Origin of the sequence: Achromobacter sp., assembly GCF_032102605.1 — a bacterium.
GTDB lineage: Bacteria > Pseudomonadota > Gammaproteobacteria > Burkholderiales > Burkholderiaceae_B > Achromobacter.
In genome coordinates this window covers 480,491-499,879 of record NZ_DAMDGT010000004.1, presented here as the reverse complement: position 1 = coordinate 499,879, position 19,389 = coordinate 480,491, and the positions used below count along the sequence as shown (strand labels likewise).

17 protein-coding genes are annotated in these 19,389 nt (G+C 64.8%); 1 reads left to right on the top strand and 16 read right to left on the bottom strand.

Going from position 1 to position 19,389, the window contains the following annotated elements; translation table 11 throughout:
* Window positions 1-80: 80 nt before the first annotated feature.
* The 6 genes from aspT (RT614_RS12700) to RT614_RS12675 form a co-directional block, all read right to left on the bottom strand.
* The gene (gene aspT / locus RT614_RS12700; RefSeq protein WP_313622445.1) at window positions 81-1,781 is read right to left on the bottom strand and encodes an aspartate-alanine antiporter; all 1,701 of its coding nucleotides are present in this window, start codon (window positions 1,779-1,781) and stop codon (window positions 81-83) included.
* Window positions 1,782-1,805: 24 nt separating this feature from the next.
* Complete coding sequence (locus RT614_RS12695) at window positions 1,806-3,626, bottom strand: bifunctional aspartate transaminase/aspartate 4-decarboxylase (protein WP_313622444.1); 1,821 nt, start codon at window positions 3,624-3,626, stop codon at window positions 1,806-1,808.
* Between the two features lie 107 nt (window positions 3,627-3,733).
* Window positions 3,734-5,425, bottom strand: coding sequence for an aspartate-alanine antiporter (gene aspT, locus RT614_RS12690; RefSeq protein ID WP_313622443.1), 1,692 nt, complete (start codon window positions 5,423-5,425; stop codon window positions 3,734-3,736).
* 187 nt (window positions 5,426-5,612) lie between these two features.
* Window positions 5,613-6,542: an electron transfer flavoprotein subunit alpha/FixB family protein gene (locus RT614_RS12685; protein ID WP_313622442.1), complete on the bottom strand. Its 930-nt coding sequence runs from the start codon at window positions 6,540-6,542 to the stop codon at window positions 5,613-5,615.
* A 2-nt stretch (window positions 6,543-6,544) separates the two neighbouring features.
* Window positions 6,545-7,294, bottom strand: coding sequence for an electron transfer flavoprotein subunit beta/FixA family protein (locus RT614_RS12680; RefSeq protein ID WP_313622441.1), 750 nt, complete (start codon window positions 7,292-7,294; stop codon window positions 6,545-6,547).
* A 71-nt stretch (window positions 7,295-7,365) separates the two neighbouring features.
* Window positions 7,366-8,289, bottom strand: coding sequence for a histone deacetylase family protein (locus tag RT614_RS12675; RefSeq protein ID WP_313622440.1), 924 nt, complete (start codon window positions 8,287-8,289; stop codon window positions 7,366-7,368).
* A 10-nt stretch (window positions 8,290-8,299) separates the two neighbouring features.
* On the opposite strand from RT614_RS12675, the gene mltB reads away from it, so the two are divergent.
* Window positions 8,300-9,457: a lytic murein transglycosylase B gene (mltB, locus tag RT614_RS12670; RefSeq protein ID WP_313622439.1), complete on the top strand. Its 1,158-nt coding sequence runs from the start codon at window positions 8,300-8,302 to the stop codon at window positions 9,455-9,457.
* A 180-nt stretch (window positions 9,458-9,637) separates the two neighbouring features.
* Here the strand turns inward: mltB and cysM are convergent, their stop codons facing one another.
* From cysM to aroA, 10 genes are all read right to left on the bottom strand, one after another.
* Entirely contained in the window at window positions 9,638-10,546 is a 909-nt protein-coding gene (gene cysM / locus RT614_RS12665; RefSeq protein WP_313622438.1) for a cysteine synthase CysM, read from the bottom strand.
* 80 nt (window positions 10,547-10,626) lie between these two features.
* Complete coding sequence (locus tag RT614_RS12660) at window positions 10,627-11,145, bottom strand: helix-hairpin-helix domain-containing protein (protein WP_313622437.1); 519 nt, start codon at window positions 11,143-11,145, stop codon at window positions 10,627-10,629.
* A gap of 178 nt (window positions 11,146-11,323) precedes the next feature.
* Window positions 11,324-12,313 carry an ADP-glyceromanno-heptose 6-epimerase gene (gene rfaD, locus RT614_RS12655; protein WP_056567633.1) on the bottom strand — a complete coding sequence of 330 codons (990 nt, stop codon included), beginning with the start codon at window positions 12,311-12,313 and terminating at the stop codon, window positions 11,324-11,326.
* Window positions 12,310-13,251 carry a D-glycero-beta-D-manno-heptose-7-phosphate kinase gene (gene rfaE1 / locus RT614_RS12650; RefSeq protein ID WP_313622436.1) on the bottom strand — a complete coding sequence of 314 codons (942 nt, stop codon included), beginning with the start codon at window positions 13,249-13,251 and terminating at the stop codon, window positions 12,310-12,312. The genes rfaD and rfaE1 overlap by 4 nt, the downstream gene beginning before the upstream one ends.
* Complete coding sequence (gene lapB, locus RT614_RS12645; protein ID WP_313622435.1) at window positions 13,248-14,462, bottom strand: lipopolysaccharide assembly protein LapB; 1,215 nt, start codon at window positions 14,460-14,462, stop codon at window positions 13,248-13,250. Before lapB ends, rfaE1 begins: the two co-directional genes overlap by 4 nt.
* A gap of 51 nt (window positions 14,463-14,513) precedes the next feature.
* The gene (locus tag RT614_RS12640) at window positions 14,514-14,828 is read right to left on the bottom strand and encodes a LapA family protein (protein WP_313622434.1); all 315 of its coding nucleotides are present in this window, start codon (window positions 14,826-14,828) and stop codon (window positions 14,514-14,516) included.
* 211 nt (window positions 14,829-15,039) lie between these two features.
* A complete protein-coding gene (locus tag RT614_RS12635; RefSeq protein WP_313622433.1) occupies window positions 15,040-15,402 on the bottom strand; it encodes an integration host factor subunit beta in 363 nt (120 codons plus the stop codon).
* A 3-nt stretch (window positions 15,403-15,405) separates the two neighbouring features.
* Window positions 15,406-17,118, bottom strand: coding sequence for a 30S ribosomal protein S1 (rpsA, locus tag RT614_RS12630; RefSeq protein ID WP_056322251.1), 1,713 nt, complete (start codon window positions 17,116-17,118; stop codon window positions 15,406-15,408).
* A gap of 237 nt (window positions 17,119-17,355) precedes the next feature.
* Complete coding sequence (gene cmk / locus RT614_RS12625; protein WP_313622432.1) at window positions 17,356-18,048, bottom strand: (d)CMP kinase; 693 nt, start codon at window positions 18,046-18,048, stop codon at window positions 17,356-17,358.
* Window positions 18,049-18,063: 15 nt separating this feature from the next.
* Window positions 18,064-19,386 (bottom strand): 3-phosphoshikimate 1-carboxyvinyltransferase, encoded by a 1,323-nt coding sequence (aroA, locus tag RT614_RS12620; RefSeq protein WP_313622431.1) that lies wholly within the window; start codon window positions 19,384-19,386, stop codon window positions 18,064-18,066.
* Window positions 19,387-19,389 lie beyond the last annotated feature (3 nt).

Genomic DNA, 19,389 nt, shown 5'->3' with positions numbered 1-19,389 from the left:
TATGAAACGATTCTTCCATCAAACATTTAGGCGAGGAAATACGCAAGTCATATAACCTTATGCAATATTCGGAGCCCCGCTCAACTCAAGTGATACGCCAACGAGACGATGATCGGTCCCAGCACCGGCAGCAGCACGTTTGCGATGGCGTAGGTCACCGTATAGCCCAGCAGCGGCACGGAACTGCCGCTGGCCGTCAGGATGGCGCTGATGGCCGGGGTGCTGACATGCTGCCCGGCAATGGCACCCACCAGCAACGGCCCTTCGATCTTCAGAAGCTTGTGCCCGACCCACAAGGACAGGCACGCCGGCCCCAGGGACACCAGCAGGCCGATCAGCGGCAGCACCGCCCCATGTTCCCGGATCAGCGACACCGCGTCGGGGCCCGCCGACAGACCCACGCACGCCACGAACACCGCCAATCCAAGATCCTTGAGCAACTGCACTGCGTGGCCCGGCATGTGACCGATCGCCGGCCGCTTGGCGTTGATCCAGCCGCAAACCAGGCCGCTGACCAGCGCCCCGCCCCCGCTGCCCAGCGACACGGGAATGCCCCACACCCTTGCGCCCAGGCTGCCCAGCAACAGGCCCGCAAGAATGCCGAATGCGAGGAAGACCAGGTCGGTCACGCCGCTGCGGCGCAACTCATTGCCAAGCGCGGCGCCGGCCGTGGAGAGCTCCGGCTCTGCGCCCACCAACGTCACCAGGTCGCCGTACTGCACGACGGTGGCGGGGGTGATCGGCAGCAGGTGCCCCGAACGTGAGATGGACTGCAGGAAGACGCCTCGTGCGCGCTGGGCGCTGGGCCGCATGGCCAGTTCGCCCACCGTGTGTCCGTTGACGGCTTTCTGACTCACTACAACCTGCAGCTCGCTCAGGTGCAGGTCGTCCGCGTGCGCCTCCGGCAACTGGATCTCGGGTCCGATCACGGACCCCGCCCGCAGCGCGAAGCGGCGCAGGCCCAGCACCACCACGATGTCGCCAGTGGCAAGCTCGTATTGGGGGGTGGCGTCGACCGCCTCGCCGTTGCGCAGGATGCGGCTGATCACGGTGCGGCCGCCCAGTTGCGCCTCCACGTCGCCCACGTGTCGGCCGTCGACGTCCTTGACCACGTGGGCGCGTCCCACCAGGCGTGGAAGCGTGGGCAGGCTGGCATCGTCGTCATCGCCCGGCGCGGCGCCCAGCTTTTCCTCCAGCGCCTTGGACGCCTCGCGCAGATTGATGCGCAGGAGCGCGGGCGCCACCTGGCTGGTGAAAAAGACGATGCTGATGAGGCCCACCAGGTAGGTCAGCGTGTAGGCCGTCGCAATGTTGGCCTCCATGCGCTGAACCTCCGCTTCGGGCAGACCCAGGTGCTTGAGCGCCTCGGCAGCTGTCCCGACCACGGCCGATTCCGTCGCGGCGCCCGCGGCAAGGCCCGCGGCGGTGCCTGCATCCAGGCCGAACATGGGCACGGCCGCCAGCACGATCGTCAGCACCAGCAAGGCTTCGATGATCGGCAATACGACGTAGCGCAGGCTCGACCGGTTGAGATTGGCGAAAAATTGCGGGCCGCCGGAGTAGCCCATGGCAAAGATGAACAGGGCGAACGCGACCTCCTTCAGGTCGCCGCGCATCTGGCAGCCCGTCTGGCCGATCAGCAGGGCGACGATGAGCGTTCCGCACACGCCGCCCAGCTGTATCGGCCCGACCTTCAGCTTGCCGATCAGGTATCCCAGACCCACCGTGACGAACAGCACCGCGATGGGAACACTATTGAAAAACCCAACCGAACACGTCATGAGTTCACGCCGCCCTGTGGTTGCCTACTTTTTCGCCACGGCCTTCTTCGCCGACCTGGCCGCCGTATCGGCCTGCTTGACAGCCTTCTTCACGGCCTTCTTGGCGGCAGTCTTGCCCGCGGCGGTGCGCTTGGCGCCCGACGCCTTGACCGTCTGGCCTTTGCCCGCGGTCGGGCCGGAACGCACCAGCTCGGACGCCTTCCACGCCTCGACATACTCCGTCGCGGATTCGACCATGTACTTGCCGATCTTGGCGTAGTCCGCATCGTCCAGGTTGGCCAGCGAGATGCGGATCGACCAAGGCGGACCGCCGAAGCCGCCGCCGTCCATCAGCACCACGCCGGACTTTTCGGCCAGACGGAAAAGGAAGTCCACCGGCTCGTAGTTGTCCACCATGTACTTGACGAAGGCGTCGCCGTACATGACCTTGGCCCAGACCATGAAGTCCAGCTCCACGTAGTACCAGCCCCGCATCGGGTCTTCCGGCGGCATGGGGATGCCCAGGCCTCGCCACAGGGCGTCGCGGCGGCCGCGCACGATCTCCATGGTCAGATGCTTGTAGGCGTCCTTCAGGTCCAGCAGATGGGACAGCGCGAAAAAGCCCATCTGCACCTGCTGCGGCAGCGAGAGCCCGGCCGTATGGTTCAGCGCCACATCGCGGCTGTCCGCAACCAGGCGGTCGATGAACTTCAGCTTTTCGGGTTCCATCGTCATCGCGCCATAGCGCTTGTCCAGGCGCTTTTTCCACGACGCAGGCAGCTCGGCGATGCGGCGGTCCATCGTGTTGTTCTCGTGGGTGGCGATCACGCCAAGGCGCCAGCCGGTGCAGCCGAAGTTCTTCGAGAAGGAATACACGCAGATGGTGTTCTGCGGCACCTCGGCCATCAGCGACCGGAAGTTCGGCACGAAGGTCCCGTAGACGTCGTCCGTCACAAGAACCAGGTCTGGGTTCTTGCGGATCAGGCGCACGATCTGCTTCATCTCGACGGGGCTGAACGCCACCGATGGCGGGTTGCTCGGATTCACCGTGACCGCGAGCTTGATCTTGGGGTCCTCGAGCTTGGCGATTTCCGAGGCCGGATAGTGCCAGTCATGCGTGCCGTCGGCGCGCATGCTGTTGGCGTTGATCCCGACGATCTTGAACTGGAAGCGCTCCAGGTGCGCGATCTCGATGTACGGCGTGAACGTGGGCAGGAACAGCGCGATGGTGTCGCCCTGTTTCAAGAGGCCGTTCGTCATCAGCGAATCGAAGATGTAGCACATGGCCGCCGTGCCACCTTCGACCGGGAACAGGTCGAACTTGCCCTTGGGCGGCCGGCCGTCGCACATTTCCTTGATCAGATAATCGTGGATGATCTGCTCGGTGTGCACCAGCGCGCGCGGCGGCACCGGGTAGTGGTCGCCGATGATGCTGTCGGTCAGTTCGTGGATCCATTCGTCCGGGTCGAAGGCCTTGATCTTCACGCCATATTCCAGCACGCCAAGCAGGAAGTCATAGCCTTCTTCGCCCTTGTGCTTGGAAAGGAATTTGCGCAGCCGGTCGGCGCATCCCTTCTTGGCCGGCATGCCGGCCAGGATGCCGTCATCGCGCACACGGCGCGCCTCTTTCATGGCGAACCGGCCCAGCAGGAAAAACGCGTCCCGCGGTTCCGTGGCGATCCAGTTGGGATTGCCGCGACCCGCGTTCAGCATGGTCGCGGCCGCGGTTTGCTGATTGTCCTTGGCCAGCGTGATCAGGTAGTCCTTCAGTTCAAACGGCGAAAGCTGTTCCAGATCGCGCTGATGCGAGCGCGTGGTTTTCAAGGCCGAGGCCAGGCTGACGGTGACGGGCGCAGTGGAAGCCATGTTGTGTACTCCTGGTGTGCGTTATGACAGGCGCCGTGAAAGCGGGCGCCATTACGATTGCCGCGCTTGCTGCTGCGCCCGCAAGCCGGAGCTTGCGGGCTTTCCTGCTAGGCCATGAGCATGACGATGACAATGCCCCAGATGATCAGCAGGGTATTGCCAATGGCATAAGGCACCGTGTAGCCAAGCGCCGGGACCTGACTCTTTGCCGTCTCGGTGATCTGTCCGATGGCGGCGGTGGTGGTCCGGGCGCCCGCGCAGACGCCCAGCGCGATGGCGGGGTGGAACTTGAAAACGTACCGGGCGATGAGGACGCCCAATATCATCGGGACGCTGGTGGCGATGACGCCCGCGATGAAGAGCTTGGCGCCAAGCTGCTGGAACCCCTGCACGAAGCCCGGTCCGGACACGATGCCCACCACCGCGACGAACGCGGTCAGGCCGACGGATGTCAGGAACCAGTGCACGGGTTCGGGTACGCGCCCGAAGGTGGGATGCACCGAGCGGAGGTAGCCGAAGACCAGCCCCGAAATCAGCGCGCCGCCGGAGGTCGACAGCGTGATCGGGATGCCGCCCACCGTCAGGACCAAGGTTCCGAACAGGCCGCCCAGCAAAATGCCAAAGCCCACGAACACCATGTCCGTCTGATTGGTGGCCCGGTCCACATAGCCCAGCCTTTCCACCACCCGCTCGACGTCGCGTTTGGCGCCCAGCACGAAAAGCCGGTCGCCGCGATCAAGCTTCAGGCCCCAGTTGACCGGCATCTCGTGACCGCCGCGCACGACCTTGCGCAGGAACACGCCGCGGCCCAGCTGGCGCACGGTTTCGTTTTCGGCAAGTTCCTTGAGCGTCTTGCCGGCCACGTTCTTGTTGGTCAGCACGACCTCGACGATTTCCGCGGGCAGGTTGATGACGTCGCGGTCCTCGACTTCGGTGCCGATCAGGCCCGAGGCCTGCAGCACAAGCGCGTCATGACGGCCCGTGACGCCCAGCACGTCGCCAGCCTGCAGCGTGGTGCTGGAGTCGCTGTCGATGACCTGGTCGCCACGACGGATGCGTTCGACAAAGACGCGGGCCTCGACGAATTTGGACTCCAGATCGCCAACCGTCTTGCCCACATACTCCGCGTTGTCCAGGCGATAGGCCCGCGCCGTGAACTTGCGATAGCCGGACAGTTCCATCGAATCCGCGCCGCCGGACATCTTGGCCTCGTACTCCTGGCACTCCTTGACGATGTCAACGCGCATCAGCTTGGGGCCCACGGATGCAAGCAGCCAGGCGCTTCCAACCGTGCCGAAGATATAGCAGACCGCATAGGCCACGGGAATGCTGTCGATCCACTGCTTCTTCGTTGCGGCATCGATGGACAGGCCGTTGATCGTGTCGGTCGCCACACCCATGACCGCCGAAATGGTCTGTGCGCCGGACAGCAGCCCCGCGCCGGTGCCGGCGTCAAAGCCGAATCCAATCGCGGTCACCCAGGTGACCAGCAGGCAGATGACGCAGACGATCACCGCGAATATGACCTGCGGAAGGCCATCGCTTTTCATGCCGCGGAAGAATTGCGGTCCGACGCCGTAGCCGAGACCGAAGAGAAAGAGCAGGAAGAACACCTGCTTGAGAATGGGGGCGATCGTGATGTCGAGCTGGCCAACCAGCACGCCCACCAACAACGTTCCTGTCACCGCACCTAAATTGAAGCCGAATATTTTCTTGGCCCCGATCCAGTACCCAAGGCCCAGGGTCAGGAAAATAGCCAGCTCCGGGTACTTCCGTAGCGTGTCAAAAAACCATTCCATCACGAAATCTCCTTCGTTCTGTCAAGGTCGAGCACAAACGCAAACAGGTAAGTGGCGCGCGAAACACCTTATCAGAGTCTTTCTGAAAATCAAACGATTTCGAAATTTTGGGCACGCTAGTTGCGCACGTGCAAAAAAAAGCCGCAGGCACGAGGCCCGCGGCTTTTGTTGACGTCAGCGCTGAGGCTTACAGCGCGTTGGTCAGTTCAGGCACGACCTGGAACAGGTCGCCCACGAGGCCGTAGTCGGCAACGCCGAAGATCGGCGCCTCGGCGTCCTTGTTGATGGCGACGATGACCTTGGAGTCCTTCATGCCAGCCAGATGCTGGATGGCGCCGGAGATGCCGACCGCCACGTACAGCTGCGGCGCGACGATCTTGCCCGTCTGGCCAACCTGCCAGTCGTTCGGCGCGTAGCCGGCGTCGACGGCGGCGCGCGAAGCGCCCAGCGCGGCACCCAGCTTGTCGGCCAGGGGATCCAGGATCTTGAAGTTTTCGGCGCTGCCCAGACCGCGGCCACCGGACACCACCACGCGAGCGCCAGCCAGTTCGGGGCGATCGCTCTTGGCGACTTCGCGGCCCACGAACGTGGACAGGCCGGAATCGGCAACGGCGGCCAGGTCTTCGACCGAGGCCGAGCCACCTTGGGCGGCGACGGCGTCAAAGCCCGTCGTGCGCACGGTGATGACCTTGACGGCGTCGGCCGATTGCACGGTGGCAATGGCGTTGCCTGCGTAGATCGGACGTTGGAAGGTATCGGCGGATTCGACGCCGATGATGTCGGAGATCTGCGCGACATCGAGCTTGGCCGCGACGCGCGGGGCAACGTTCTTGCCCGAGGCCGTGGCCGGGAACAGGATGTGGCTGTAGTTCGAAGCCACGGCCAGCACTTGCGCCGCCACGTTTTCGGCCAGGCCATCGGCCAGTTGGGGCGCGTCGGCCAGCAGGACCTTCGACACGCCAGCCGCCTGGGCGGCCTGGTCGGCCACGGCGCGCGCGTTGGCGCCAGCGACCAGCACGTGCACGTCGCCTCCGATCTTGGCGGCGGCGGCGACGGCGTTCAGGGTTGCGCCCTTCAGATGGGCGTTATCGTGTTCGGCAATAACCAGCGTCGTCATGATCAGACCACCTTCGCTTCGTTCTTGAGTTTGTCGACCAGAGCCGCGACATCGGCCACCTTGATGCCGGCCTTGCGGGCGGGCGGCTCGCTGACTTTCAGCGTCTTCAAGCGCGGCGCGGGATTAACGCCCAGGTCTTGCGGCGTGACGGTGTCCAGCTGCTTCTTCTTGGCCTTCATGATGTTCGGCAGCGTGACGTAGCGCGGCTCGTTCAGGCGCAGGTCGGTGGTCACGATGGCGGGCAGCTTCAGCGTCAGGGTTTCCAGGCCGCCGTCGACTTCGCGCGTGACGGTGACCTTGCCATCGGCCAGTTCGACCTTGCTGGCGAACGTGGCTTGCGGCCAGTCCAGCAGCGCAGCCAGCATCTGGCCGGTCTGGTTGGCGTCGTCGTCGATGGCTTGCTTGCCCAGGATCACGAGCTGGGGCTGTTCCTTGTCGACCAGCGCCTTGAGCATCTTGGCCACGGCCAGCGGCTGCAGCTCGGCGTCGGTCTGAACCAGCACGCCGCGATCGGCGCCGATGGCCATGGCGGTGCGCAGGGTTTCCTGGCATTGCGCAACGCCGCAAGAAACCGCGACGACTTCAGCGACCGCGCCCTTTTCCTTCAGGCGGGAGGCCTCCTCGACGGCGATTTCGTCAAAGGGGTTCATGGACATCTTCACATTGGCGATATCCACGCCGGTCTGATCAGACTTGACGCGCACCTTGACGTTGTAGTCAACGACGCGCTTGACAGGTACCAACACCTTCATCCCGCTGCCTCCAAATGGAAATAATGACCCGGCGATGCGCCGGGATCGCATTGCACAATTTTTTCTTGATTCTACAGCTTCGCCAGCGCCCGTATATGCGCGACCACGCTGCGGCCAAGGGCCGACAAGTTGTAACCGCCTTCAAGCGTGCTGACGATCCGGCCCTGACAGTGGCGCTCGGCCACGTCGACGATCTGCTCGGTGATCCAGGCGTAGTCCGCCTCAACCAGTCCCATTTGACCCATGTCGTCTTCGCGGTGGGCGTCGAACCCCGCAGACACGAGGATCAGTTCCGGGCGATGCGCTTCAAGTCGGGGCAGCCACGAATCGGTGACGATCGTCTTGACGGCGGCGCCCGCCGTGTAGGCAGGCACCGGCACGTTCAGCATGTTGGCGGCCGGCTGGTCCGTGCCGCTGTTGGGAAAGAACGGGTGCTGAAAGAAACTGCACATCAGCACGCGGTCATCGCCCGCGAAGACGTCTTCGGTGCCGTTGCCGTGGTGAACGTCGAAATCCACGATGGCGACTCGAGACAGGCCATGGACGTCCATCGCATGTTGCGCCGCAATGGCGACGTTGTTCAGGAAGCAGAATCCCATGGACTGCGCGCGGCATGCGTGATGCCCCGGCGGACGCACGGCGCAGAAGGCCGTGCGCGCGTCGCCCCCCATGACGGCGTCCACCGCCGCGACCCCCGCGCCGGCCGCATACAGTGCGGCTTCGTAGGTATGCGGGTTCATGAGGGTGTCGGGATCGATAGGGTAATACCCTTGGTCCGGCGTATGTTTCTGCAAACTGTCCAGATACTGGACACTGTGCACGCGCAAGAGGTCATCGCGGGACGCCTGGGGCGCCTGCCGATCGTCCAGATAGGGCATCAGACCGCTCGCGAGCAACTGGTCGGAGATGGCGTCCAGCCTCTGTGGGCTTTCCGGATGCCAGCTGCCCATTTCATGCAAGCGGCATGCCGGGTGGGTAAGATACATGGTCTCCATAAGGAAGATTATGTTCATCTGTCGGCGAATACTGCAACTCGGAACGCTTTCCGCGCTGTTGGCGGGGTGCTCCACCACCGCCCCCAGCGCACCTTCGACTCCCATTGCCACCCAGGCGGCCCCCGCTCCAGGGTCTGCCCCCATCCGCATAGGGCCCAGCACGCCGACGCTTGGCCCCGAACTGCCGGACGATGCCCCGGCCGCCCTGACGCCATCCGGCGCGCTGCGCCCTGAGGTGCGCTCGTTCGTAGAGAATTTGGCCACCGAACGCCAGCTTCCGCTGGCGCCGATGGTGTCGGCCCTGGAGGGGTCCCGCTACAACGCCACGGTGGCACGGCTGATCGCGCCCGCCCCGCCCGGCAAGAAGATCTGGCGCAGCTGGCTGACCTACCGGTCGCGCTTCGTGGAGCCCAAGCGCATCGCCTGGGGCGTGGAGTTCTACAACGAAAACCGCGACCTGCTGAACCAGGCCGCCCAGCGCTTTGGCGTGCCCGCGCCGATCATCGCATCCATCATCGGGGTCGAGACGCTGTACGGGCGCAATATGGGCAATTTCCGCGTGCTGGACGCGCTGGCCACGCTGGCCTTCGACTACCCGGACCCCGCCAAACCCGAGCGCGCCACGATGTTCCGTGGCCAGCTTGCGGACTTCCTTACGCTGGTCATGAAAGACAAGCTGGAACTCGAGACCAAGGGTTCGTACGCCGGCGCAATCGGCATGCCGCAGTTCATGCCCACCAGCGTGATGCATTACGCCGTGGATGGCGACGGCAACGGCCATATCGACCTGACCAACAACACGCAGGACGCCATCATGTCCGTGGGCAGTTTCCTGGCTCAGCATGGCTGGCAGCGCGGCCTGCCCGTGTTCGCGCCGGTGGCGCTGCCCGTCGACCCTACCCCGCTGGTCGACGGTGGCCTGGAGCCCAAGCAAAGCTGGGGCACACTGACGGCGGCCGGATCGCGCCTGCTGCCGGGGGCTTCCAGCGCAGGCTGGGAAAGCCAGCCGCTGGGCGTGGTGGATCTGGTGGAAGAAGCGCGAGGCACGGCGCAATACCGCGTCGGCACGCCCAATTTCTTTGCGCTGACGAAATACAACCGAAGCTATTTCTACGCCACTTCGGTGGCCGACCTGGCGACCGAGATCGAAGTCCGCGTGACGCGCTGATGTCGGTCACATGAAGCGGAACGCCCCGACTAAATGCCGGGGCGTTGTTGTATCGGGCGCTGCCGCGAACGCTGCAAATGACGCGCCGGGCATGCCGATGCCGCGCGATGCGTTTTGTTCAGACGGCGAACCGCGGGCGGCGGCAAGTTACCTCGTGCCGCCGCGCTGGCGCTCTAGGTTTCAGTTGAACACGCCCGTGGACAGGTAGCGGTCGCCGCGATCGCACACGATGAACACGATCGTCGCGTCGTTCACGCGTTCGGCCACCCGCAGCGCCGCAACCAGGGCGCCAGCCGAAGAGATGCCGCCAAAGATGCCCTCTTCTGCCGCAAGCCGCCGCGCCATGACTTCGGCTTCGGACTGCTGGATGGATTCATAGGCATCCACGCGGCTGCGGTCGAAGATCTTCGGCATGTAGGCCTCGGGCCACTTGCGGATGCCCGGAATCTGCGAGCCTTCGGCCGGCTGGGCGCCCACCACCTGGACGGCGGGGTTGCGCGACTTCAGGTAGGTGGACACGCCCATGATGGTGCCGGTGGTGCCCATGGCGCTTACGAAGTGCGTAATGCGTCCGTCAGTCTGATTCCAGAGTTCCGGGCCCGTGGTTTCGATGTGGGCGCGGGGGTTGTCGGGATTGGCAAACTGATCCAGCACCAGCCCGCGGCCATCCGCCTGCATCTCGGTGGCGAGGTCACGCGCGTATTCCATGCCGCCCTTGTCGGCCGGGGTCAGGATGAGCTCTGCGCCGTAGGCCGCCATGGCCGCCCGGCGCTCCACCGAAAGGTTGTCCGGCATGATCAGGATCATGCGGTAGCCCTTCATGGCGGCCGCCATGGCCAGGGCAATGCCCGTATTGCCACTGGTGGCTTCGATGAGGGTATCGCCCGGCTTGATGTCCCCGCGCTCTTCCGCGTGCTTGATCATCGACAGGGCCGGCCGGTCTTTCACGGAACCGGCAGGATTGTTGCCTTCCAGTTTGGCCAGGATGACATTGCCGCGCGCATCGCCGGCAGCCCCGGGGATGCGCTGCAGGCGCACCAGGGGCGTGTTGCCGACCGTCTGCTCGATAGTGGGATAGGTAGTAGTCATGCGGTCGATCATAACTCCGCCCGGCCGGGCGCGGCGCCAAAAGCCGCGCCCGCGCCAGGGGCTCCCGGCCCGCCTCGAGGTCAGGGTCTGGCGCGAGCAGGCGCCGGCGACGACGTGGACTTGGCTGCGGCGGAGCCAGCCGAGCCCGGCCTGGACGCAGCCGGATTGGCGGACGCCGGCTTGGCTGAAACAGGCGCAGCGCCTGCAGGCGCCGCCGCGCCGGCCTTGCCGCCTATCGTCAGGCCCGCCGCCTGCAGCGCCTGGGCCTTCTTCTGGCCGATGCCGCGCACGCGCTCGCTCAGGTCGTCCAGCGATTCGAAGGCGCCGCCACGTTCGCGCTCTTGCACGATGATTTCGGCGGTGCGAGGCCCGATCCCGCGAATGCTTTCAAGCTGGGTGGCGGTGGCCTGGTTCACGTCCACGGCGTGAGCGTTCGGCGCCATGGCGCCCAGGCCGGCGGTCAGCAGCAGCACGCCGAGCGCCCGTCGCAAGGCCCGTTTTGCGGAATGAGGACAACGCGCCCCCTGCGCGCCGCGAGGACGGCGCCATTGCGCCAGCGGCAAGCTGCGGGCGACGGTGGAATGGACGAACGGATTCATAGGACTCTCCAGGGTGGTCCGGGCGCGACGGTTGCCGCGCCACGCCTGAATCATCCGTGCCGGCGCAGGCGCGTGACCGCCCTGTGAATGGGAAGATCCACCTCGGCAAGCACGCGGGCAAAAAAAAGCCACCGTGGTCGTCGGTGGCCTTCTCGGAACTGCTGCAGCGAACTACGTACTACTTGCGCGCGCGCCAATATCGCACGTACTCGGCCACGCCGGTCTGCACGTCGCGCATGGGCGCCGCGAAGCCCGCCGCGCGCAATTGCGTGACGTCCGCTTGCGTGTAGCTCTGGTAGCGGCCCTTGAGATCGTCAGGGAACGGGATATAGCGGATCAGGTCGAGTTCGGCCAATTGAGCCAGCGTCAGCTCGGCCTCACCGCGCTCGGCGCGCAGCGTGTTGACCACGGCGGCCGCCACGTCATTGAAAGGCTGCGCCTTGCCCGTGCCGCAATTGAAAATGCCGGATTGCTCGGGATGGTCCAGGAAATGCAGGTTCACCGCGACGACGTCCTCGACGGAGATGAAATCGCGGCTCTGGCCGCCATCCACATAGCCGTCCCAGCCCGCGAACAGGCGCACGTGCCCATGCTCCAGGAACTGGTTCATGTTGTGGAACGCCACCGAGGCCATGCGGCCCTTGTGCTGTTCATGCGGACCGTAGACGTTGAAGTAGCGCAGCCCCACCACCTGCGCCGTCAGGCTGTCCATGCGCTTGCGCAGCACCTGGTCGAACAGCAGCTTGGAATAGCCATAGACGTTCAGCGGGCCTTCGTTGTCGGGATGTTCGACGTAGGTGGTCGAACCTCCGTACACCGCGGCCGACGACGCGTACAGGAACGGCACGCGACGCGCCTGGCAGAACTCGAAGAGTTCCAGCGTGACGCGATAGTTGTTGTCCAGCATGTAGCGGCCGTTGCGCTCGGTCGTATCCGAGCACGCCCCTTGGTGCAGCACGGCGCGAATCTCCGGCAGGCTGCCGTCCGCCACGCGGCGGCGGAAGTCGTCCTTGTCCATGTAGTCGGCGATCTTGCAATCGACGAGATTGACGAACTTGTCGCCTTCGGTCAGGTCGTCGACCGCAATGATGTCCTCGATGCCGCGGCGGTTGAGTCCGCGAACCAGGTTGCTGCCAATGAAGCCCGCGGCTCCGGTAACGACAATCATGAAGATTCTCCTGCCAATTCGGCTGCGGTGACGACGGACGTGCCCAGCTTGCCCACGGCAATGCCGCCGGCCTTGTTGGCCCAACCCATGGCGTCGGCCCAGGGCAGGCCGATGGCGCGGGTCACCGCCAGCGTCGCCAACACGGTGTCGCCGGCGCCGGACACGTCAAAAACCTCGTGCGCCTGCGCGTCGATGTGGTCGCGCCCCGCATCGGTAAACAAAGTCATGCCCTGCTCGGAACGGGTCACGAGCAAGGCTTCCAGGTCCAGGTCGGCGCGCAGACGCTGCGCGCGATCGGTCAGTTCGGCCTCGGAGTTCCAGCGGCCCACGGCCTGCTGCATTTCCGAGCGGTTCGGGGTAACCAGGGTAGCCCCGCGATAGCGCGCGTAGTCGTCGCCCTTGGGGTCCACCAGCACCGGGATGCCGGCATTGCGGGCCAGGGCAACAAGGGACTCCACGCGGGTCAAAACGCCTTTGGCGTAGTCGGACAGCACGACGATGTCGTGGTTGGCCAGATGCCGGGCCAGCGCGGCATCCACGCTGTCCAGCGCGCCCTGCGACGGATGCTGTTCGAAGTCCACGCGCAGCAGTTGCTGCTGGCGTCCCAGCACGCGCATCTTCAAGGTGGTGTGCAGCGCTGCGTCGGCGATCAGGTCGCCCTGGATGCCGGCTTCGGCAGCCAGGCGGCGGACGCTGTCGCCGGCCTCGTCCTCGCCCAGCACCCCGACCAGCGTGACATGGCCGCCCAGGGCAGCCACGTTGCGCGCCACGTTGGCCGCGCCGCCCAGGCGGTCCTCACGCCGTGCGACACGCACGACGGGCACCGGCGCCTCGGGAGAAATACGCTCGACTTCACCGAACCAGTAGCGGTCCAGCATCACGTCGCCAACCACGAGCACGCGGCTACGCGAAATGGTTTCGGCGGGGAAAGTGTTCATTCAAGTTCTTCCAGACGGCGCGGCGCATAGGTTTCCCAGGCGTTGCAGCCAGGACATTGCCAGTAAAAGCGACGCGCTTGAAAACCGCAATTGCGGCATGCGTAGCGATCGAGCCGTTGCGTGTGCTTGTGGATCAGGCTGCGCAGCAGGGTCAGGTCGGCGCCGGGCACGGGGCCGTGGTCGGCGTCGCCCTCGCCGTTGGCGAGCTCCGCCTCCAGCAGGCGATCCAGCCCCAGCAGCGAAGGATGGCTGCGCAATGCGCCGCGGGCGAACGTCCATGCGGTGGCGGCGCCTTGCTGGACCCGCAGCTCGCGGAACACGACGTTGAAGAGGTCCAATGACGCGTAGCGGCCGTACTGTTTCTGCAGGAAATCCAGTCCGGCGGCGGCCTGGTTGGCGCCGCGGTAATTGGCCAGCAACTGCTCCGCCACCAATCCCGCGTATTCGGGCGCATCGGTCATGACCGATTCCAGATACAGCCTTTCACGCTTGGGGTCTTGTTCCAGCAGGGCCAGGCGCGCGCGCAGCATGGCGGCGCGCACCATCGCGCCCTTGCTGGAGGCGGCGTCAGAGGCTGCCAGGGCATGGTCCGCGGCATCCAGCGCCTTGTGGGCGGCTTCAACGTCTGCAGGCTTGGCAGCCAGCGCGGTCTGCGCCTGCTCGCAGTAGTAATGCACGATTTGCGGGACAGGCTCGTCAACGAGGCCTTGCAAGGTCTTCACGGCCTCGATGGCGCGCGGCCAATCGTGCTCGGATTCAAAGATGCGAATCAGCGACCGCAGCGCAGGCAGCGCGTAGCGCGTGTCCTTGAGTTGCTCGAAGCCGCTTTCGGCACGGTCCAGCATCCCGGCTTTCAGGAAGTCCTGCGCCAGCTCGTGTTGCGCGTGCTCGCGTTCGGCCTGGGGCAGGTCGGAACGGTTCAGCAGGCTCTGGTGCACGCGGATGGCGCGCTCCATTTCGCCGCGCCGGCGGAACAGGCTGCCCAGCGCGAAGTGCAGTTCAGTGGTTTCCGGGTCAAGTTTGGCGACTTCGACAAAGGCGTCGATGGCGCGATCCGGCTCTTCGTTGAGCAGGAAATTCAGCCCGCGGAAATAAGAGTCGGGCAGGCTGCGCGTTTCGCGCAGCATTTGCCGGATATCGAAGCGCGCGGCCAGCCAGCCCAGCGCAAACAGCACCGGCACGAAAATCAACCACCAAGGTTCAAAATCCACTATTCGGACTCATGCGGTAATTCGGTGCGAAAAAAAAGCTGCTGGGTACGATCACAGCGGCGACATGGGCGCGACGGCCTCGGGGGGCACGACCGGCGCGTTGCCGCTGACCGCGGCCTGGATACGATCCAGCTCGCGGCGAAGGCGGATGGCCTCGCGGCGGCGGCGCAGGGCAGCGGGCACGGTGAGCAGCAGCCCGAACAGCGCGCCCAGCACGAACACCACAAGCATGACGACAATCAGCGGAACGTCCTGGACGACGTAATCGGCGTAGAACTTCACGGCGACGGGATCGGTGTTCTTCAAGGCGAACATCAATACCGCGACAAACACGAGCAATCGCAGGGCCCAGACGAGATAGCGCATGGCGCATGCTCCAGATGATACGAGACTGTCAATTGTAAGCGACGTCTTCCGCCCCCGAGAAAAAAAACCCCGGGTCGCAGGCCAGGCCCGGCGGGCCGTAAGTATCGGCGACGACGAAAATGCCTTGGCGGAAAAACAAAGCCCCTTGATTTCTCAAGGGGCTTCATTTGCGGTCCGATCTGCCCGAAGGCAGCCCTGCGTGGCCGACGCGTCAATGCATGGCGTGCAAACCTGCCATGGATGACGGTATCGACTCGCTCGCTCCGGAGGATTGAGCGTCCTCGTCATTGCCGCCGACCAAGTCCACCCGCTCGCGCAATTCCTTGCCGGCCTTGAAGTGCGGCACCTGTTTTCCAGGCACCAGCACTTGTTCGCCGGATTTGGGATTGCGCCCAACACGGGGGGACCGCTGCGACAACGAGAAGCTGCCAAAACCGCGGATCTCGATGCGCTGACCCGAGGCCAGGGCCTGGGTCATTGCATCCAACACGGTCTTGACTGCGTAATCGGTGTCGCGGGCGGCCAGCTGAGGATAGCGGGCCGCCAAGGCGGCGATCAGCTCCGACTTGGTCACGAATTAACCGTCGTTGCGCTGTTGGTCCAGCTTGGCCTTCAGCAGCGCGCCGAGGTTGGTGGTGCCGGACGAAGCGCTGGCGTCGGACATGCGCTGGATCGTGTCGGCGGTTTCGGCGTTGTCACGGGCCTTGATCGACAGCTGGATCGAACGCGTCTTGCGGTCGATGTTGACGATCATGGCTTCGATGTTTTCGCCGGCGGACAGAACGGTGGTGGCATCTTCGACGCGGCCCGAGGAGATCTCGGAAGCGCGCAGGTAGCCTTCGACGTCCACGGACAGCGTCACAACGGCGCCCTTGGCTTCGACCGACTTGATGGTGCCCGGAACGACGGCGCCCTTGTCAAACGTGGCGACGAAGTTGTTGAAGGGGTCGCCTTCCAGCTGCTTGATGCCCAGCGAGATGCGTTCCTTGTCGGTATCGATGCCCAGAACCACGGCTTCGATCTCGTCGCCCTTCTTGAAGTTGCGAACGGCTTCTTCGCCAGCTTCCGTCCAGGACAGGTCGGACAGGTGAACCAGGCCGTCGATGCCGCCAGGCAAACCGACGAACACGCCGAAGTCGGTGATCGACTTGATGGCGCCGCGGACCTTGTCGCCGCGCTTGAAGTTCGTGGCGAACTCTTCCCACGGGTTCTGACGGCACTGCTTCATGCCGAGCGAAATGCGACGACGGTCTTCGTCGATTTCCAGGACCATGACTTCGACTTCTTCGCCCAGGGTGACAACCTTGCGCGGATCGACGTTCTTGTTGGTCCAGTCCATTTCGGACACGTGCACCAGGCCTTCGATGCCGGCTTCGACTTCAACGAACGCGCCGTAGTCGGTCAGGTTGGTGACCTTGCCGAACAGGCGGGTGCCTTGCGGGTAGCGGCGAGCCAGGCCCACCCACGGATCTTCGCCCAGCTGCTTGACGCCCAGGGAGACGCGGCTCTTTTCCTGGTCGAACTTGAGCACCTTGGCTTCGACTTCCTGACCCACTTGCAGGACTTCGGAGGGGTGACGCACACGGCGCCAGGCCATGTCGGTGATGTGCAGCAGGCCATCGATGCCGCCCAGGTCGACGAACGCGCCGTAGTCGGTGATGTTCTTGACCACGCCCTTGACCACGGCACCTTCGTGCAGGGTTTCGAGCAGCTTTTGACGCTCTTCGCCCATGCTGGCTTCCAGCACCTGGCGACGCGACAGCACGACGTTGTTGCGCTTGCGGTCGAGCTTGATGACCTTGAATTCGAGGGTCTTGCCTTCGTACGGGGTGGTGTCCTTGACCGGACGCAGATCCACCAGCGAACCCGGCAGGAACGCGCGGATGCCGTTGGTCATGACGGTCAGGCCGCCCTTCACCTTGCCGGTGATGGTGCCGGTAACCAGTTCGCCGTTCTCCAGGGCCTTTTCCAGCTGCAGCCAGGCCGACAGGCGCTTGGCGCGGTCACGCGACAGGATGGTGTCGCCGTAGCCGTTTTCCAGGGAATCGATGGCCACCGAGACGAAATCGCCAGGTTGCACTTCGAGCTCGCCCTGGTCGTTCAGGAACTCTTCCAGGGGGATCAGCGCTTCGGACTTCAGGCCGGCGTTGACGACGACGAAATTATGGTCGACGCGCACGACTTCGGCGCTGATGACCTCGCCGGACTTCATGTCCTGGCTCTTGAGGCTTTGTGCGAAAAGGTCGGCGAAGCTTTCGCCGCCGGTGGCGGTAGTGGAAACGGAAGACATGGGGTTGAAATCCATTGGGCCGAAATGGCCGTTAAGAACACACCGCAGCGGATTGCCCGCCACAGTGGAGTCAAAATACCTGCCTGCTGGCTTACCCTTGCGGGGTGGCCCGTGGGGGTGTTGCCTGGCTTCAGCAGGGCCTAATCAAAAAACAATCTGGAGCTGAGCTCCTGGGGTCCAGCGTCGGGGCCGTCGCCATATCCACCGACATACCCAGCTACCTATCTGCGGGTATTGCTAGCGGACCTGCGCGGCCTTTTGCCAGAAATCCAGTATTGCCTGCACCGTTTCCGCGATCGTCAGATTCGACGAATCCAGTACGTGTGCATCTGCTGCGGGAGCGAGCGGCGCGGTGGCGCGCCCGGTATCGCGCGCATCACGCTCGCGCATATCCCGCAAAAGGTCGTCTAGATTAGCAGAAATTCCCTTTTCGATCAACTGCTTACGCCGCCTCTCCGCCCGGGCGACGACATCGGCGACCAGGAAGACCTTCAGGGACGCATCCGGGAACACCACCGTGCCCATATCGCGGCCGTCTGCAACGAGGCCGGGCGGGAGCCGGAAGGCGCGCTGGCGTTCCAGCAAGGCCTGCCGCACGCCCTGGAAAGCGGCTACACGAGAGGCGAAATTACCGACTTCCTCGCGGCGGATGTCGTGACCCGCGTCGGCGCCTTCGAGGTAGACGTGGGGGCCGTCGAAACTCACATCCAGCGTCTCGGCCACGCGCGCCACGGCGGGCTCATCGTCGGCAGCAACGCCCCGATTGAGGGCGGCCAGAGCGGTCAGCCGGTACAGGGCGCCGCTGTCGAGCACCGCCCAGCCCAGCGCCTTGGCCACGCGATGGGCCACGGTGCCTTTGCCGGAGGCGGTGGGGCCGTCGATCGTGATGACCGGGGCCAGGGAAGAAGAAGTCGAAGCGGTCGAAGTCATGGATGGAATGCAGCGCTAGGCCGAAACGAGGCCGGCGTAGACATCAAAGTAACCCGGGAACGTCTTGCTGACGCATCCGGGGTCGAGAATACGAACGGCAGACGGCCCGAAGGCGGCCAGCGAAAAACACATGGCCATGCGGTGATCGTCCCACGTGCCGATGTGCGCGTCGCGCCAGGCGCCCTCTGCCGGCGGCGTCACGCGCAGCCAGTCCGGCCCAGATTCGACTTGCGCGCCCAGCTTCTCGAGTTCGGTCTGCATCGCATGGATGCGGTCCGTTTCCTTGACGCGCCAGCTTCCGATGTTGCGCAGCCGGCAGGGGCCGTCGGCATAGAGGGCCAGCGCGGCGGCCGTCATGGCGGCGTCGGGTATCAGGTTGAAATCGGTGTCGAACGCCTTCAGGCGCGCGCCGTCGGCCACCTGGACGCCGGAAACTTCGATCCAGTCGGGGCCGTAAATGACATTCGCCCCCATGGCGGCCAACGTATCTGCGAAGGCGACGTCGCCCTGGATGCTGTCGGCGCCGACGCCCGTCACGCGCACGGGTCCGCCGCCAATGGCGCCCAGCGCGAGGAAATAGGAGGCCGTCGATGCGTCCCCTTCTACAGCGATCTGCCTGGGGCTGCGATAGGCCGAGCCGGCGCCGATCGTGAACCGGCTCCAGCCATCCCGCTGCACCTGCACGCCGAAGCGCGCCATCAGGTTCAGCGTGATTTCAATGTAGGGCTTGGAAATCAGTTCGCCGATGACCTCCATGGTCACCGGCTTTCCGCTGCGGCCGGCCTGAAGCGGCGCGGCGAGCAGCAAGGCGGTCAGGAACTGGCTGGACACCGAGCCCTGCACGCGCGTCACGGCGTCGTCGGCGATTTCGCCGCGGCCGATGTGCAGGGGCGGATAGCCCGGCTGGCCGAGGTAATCGATACGCGCGCCCAGCGCATTGAGGGCATCGACGAGGTCGCCAATGGGACGCTCGTGCATGCGCGGCACGCCGGACAGGCGGTAGTCGCCGCCCATCAGGGCCAGCGCGGCAGTCAGCGGGCGGATCGCGGTGCCGGCATTGCCCATGAACAGGTCGGCGCTCTCGACGGGGAAGCGGCGCACACCCTGCACCGTAACGCTGCCCGCCTCCAGGTCGGACACCTGCACGCCAAGCTGGCGCAGAGCGGCCAGCATGACGCGCGTGTCGTCGGAATCCAGCAGGCCGGTAATGACGGTGGCGCCTTCAGCGATAGCGGACAGCAGCAGCACACGATTGGAAATGCTCTTGGAGCCCGGAAGGGCCATCGTGCCCTGCGCGCGTCGCACGCGCGGCAGATCAAGGTAAGGCAAAGCGCCCATGAC